This window comes from Agromyces sp. H66, from assembly GCF_004959775.1.
Classification (GTDB): Bacteria; Actinomycetota; Actinomycetes; order Actinomycetales; family Microbacteriaceae; genus Agromyces.
On the sequence record NZ_SJZG01000031.1, the window covers coordinates 1 to 1063 of the forward strand.

General features: G+C 65.9%; 1 protein-coding gene. It reads right to left on the bottom strand.

What is annotated here, in order from left to right:
- Window positions 1–970: IS481 family transposase (locus EZM51_RS20385; RefSeq protein ID WP_136710143.1), on the bottom strand; the 970-nt coding region annotated here is incomplete at its 3' end.
- Between the last annotated feature and the right edge of the window lie 93 nt (window positions 971–1063).

Here is a 1063-nt window from a genome sequence, read left to right on the forward strand (position 1 = left end):
TGTACTGACCTCGACCGTTGTTGATTCGGTCGATGGGTGCTGTGCCTCCGATGCCGAGGTGGGCTCTTTCTAGGTTGTAGTAGTCGAGCCAGCCTGGCAATGCGGTGGCGCGGTCGGCGTTCGACATCCAGGGTCGGGCGTAGGCCCACTCGGCTGCGAGGGTCCTGTTCAGACGCTCGACCTTTCCGTTGGTCCACGGGCAGTGCGGGCGGATGAACTTCTGTGTGACGTGGTGATCGGTCAGCACGGTTCGGAACGCTGTGGAGTGCCGGTACGCGAACGCGTTGTCCGTGATGACACGCTCGACTGTGACGCCGAGGGTCTTGTAGAACGCGATCGCCCGTTCCATGAACTTGGCGCAGGTCGGGCCGCGTTCATCGTCGTGGATCTCCGCATACGCGACCCGGGAGTGGTCGTCGATCGCGGTGTGGACGTAGTCGTAGCCCAAGCCGCGTCTGCGGGCGGGACGCTCACCGCGCCCGTGCAGGCGCCAGCCGCCGCCGTCCGGGATACGACCGAGCTTTTTCACGTCGACGTGGATCAGTGAGCCGGGGTGTGCATGCTCGTAGCGGTTCGCGGACCGGCGTGATGCGCGGATCACGTTCCCGGTGACCGGGTCCAACTCCCGAAGCAGAGGCACCCGATGACGGCGCAGCACCCGACCGACGGTCGAGGCCTGCATCCCGAGTCGGTTCGCAATGAACACCGGGCCACGGCGGGTCAGCTCCCGCATGATCCGCACCCGTGTCTCCTGGCACGGGCCAGTGCGCTGCGGGTGCGTACGAGCGACGCTGGAGCGATCCGTCAGGCCCGCCTGCCCGCTCTCTTGGAACCGTCGCCACCACCGCCACGCGGTCGTGCGCGAGATGCCCATCTCCGCCGCGACATGCGCGACCGCGCGTCCCGACTGGATGCGCTGGACCATGATCAACCTGCCGGCCGGTGTCAGCCGGGCGTTAGCGTGAGACACGAGAGACCTCCGTGTGATCGAGCTGAAGAACTAGACAGCTCCAACTCGACCCCGGAGGTCTCTCCTACGTCAACAACGATCCAGGTCAGTACA